The organism is Escherichia sp. MOD1-EC6475, assembly GCF_003046645.1.
GTDB classification, from domain to species: Bacteria; Pseudomonadota; Gammaproteobacteria; order Enterobacterales; family Enterobacteriaceae; genus Escherichia; species Escherichia ruysiae.
Genome location: NZ_PZKQ01000073.1, coordinates 1 through 1331, shown reverse-complemented (window position 1 = coordinate 1331; position 1331 = coordinate 1). Strand labels below are relative to the sequence as shown.

Sequence of the window (1331 nt, the reverse complement as noted above, 5' to 3'; positions counted from 1 at the left end):
TAGACTGGCCCCCTGAACCTCCAGACAACCAATATCACTTAAATAAGTGATAGTCTTAATACTAGTTTTTAGACTAGTCATTGGAGAACAGATGATTGATGTCTTAGGGCCGGAGAAACGCAGACGGCGTACTACACAGGAAAAGATCGCTATCGTTCAGCAGAGCTTTGAACCGGGAATGACGGTCTCCCTTGTTGCCCGGCAACATGGTGTGGCAGCCAGCCAGCTATTTCTCTGGCGTAAGCAATACCAGGAGGGAAGTCTTACTGCTGTGGCTGCCGGAGAACAGGTCGTTCCTGCCTCTGAACTTGCTGCCGCCATGAAGCAGATTAAAGAACTCCAGCGCCTGCTCGGCAAAAAAACGATGGAAAATGAACTCCTTAAAGAAGCCGTTGAATATGGGCGAGCAAAAAAGTGGATAGCGCACGCGCCCTTATTGCCCGGGGATGGGGAGTAAGCTTCGTCAGCCGTTGTCTCCGGGTGTCGCGTGCGCAGTTGCACGTCATTCTCAGACGAACCGATGACTGGAAGGATGGCCGCCGCAGCCGTCACACGGATGATACGGATGTGCTTCGCCGTATACACCATGTTATCGGAGAGCTGCCCACATATGGTTATCGTCGGGTATGGGCGCTGCTTCGCAGACAAACAGAACTTGATGGTATGCCTGCGATCAATGCCAAACGTGTTTACCGGATCATGCGCCAGAATGCGCTGTTGCTTGAGCGAAAACCCGCTGTACCGCCATCGAAACGGGCACATACCGGCAGAGTGGCTGTGAAAGAAAGTAATCAGCGATGGTGCTCTGACGGGTTTGAGTTCCGCTGTGATAACGGAGAAAAACTGCGGGTCACGTTCGCGCTGGACTGCTGTGACCGTGAGGCACTGCACTGGGCGGTCACAACGGGTGGCTTCGACAGTGAAACAGTACAGGACGTCATGCTGGGAGCAGTGGAACGCCGCTTTGGCAGCGAGCTTCCGGCGTCTCCAGTGGAGTGGCTGACGGATAATGGTTCATGCTACCGGGCGAATGAAACACGTCAGTTCGCCAGGATGTTGGGACTTGAACCGAAGAACACGGCAGTGCGGAGTCCGGAGAGTAACGGAATAGCAGAGAGCTTCGTGAAAACGATAAAGCGTGACTACATAAGTATCATGCCCAAACCAGACGGGTTAACGGCAGCAAAGAACCTTGCAGAGGCGTTCGAGCATTATAACGAATGGCATCCGCATAGTGCGCTGGGTTATCGCTCGCCACGGGAATATCTGCGGCAGCGGGCCAGTAATGGGTTAAGTGATAACAGGTGTCTGGAAATATAGGGGCAAATCCA

At 53.2% G+C, this 1331-nt stretch carries 1 protein-coding gene; it reads left to right on the top strand.

What is annotated here, in order from left to right; all coding sequences use genetic code 11:
• The first annotated feature begins 91 nt into the window (after positions 1-91).
• Positions 92-1320 (top strand): IS3 family transposase gene (locus tag A7589_RS20750; RefSeq protein WP_104457020.1). Its coding sequence is split into 2 segments (ribosomal slippage): positions 92-407 and positions 407-1320, totalling 1230 coding nucleotides; the frame shifts between segments, so codons are not numbered across the junction.
• The last annotated feature ends 11 nt before the right edge of the window (positions 1321-1331 follow it).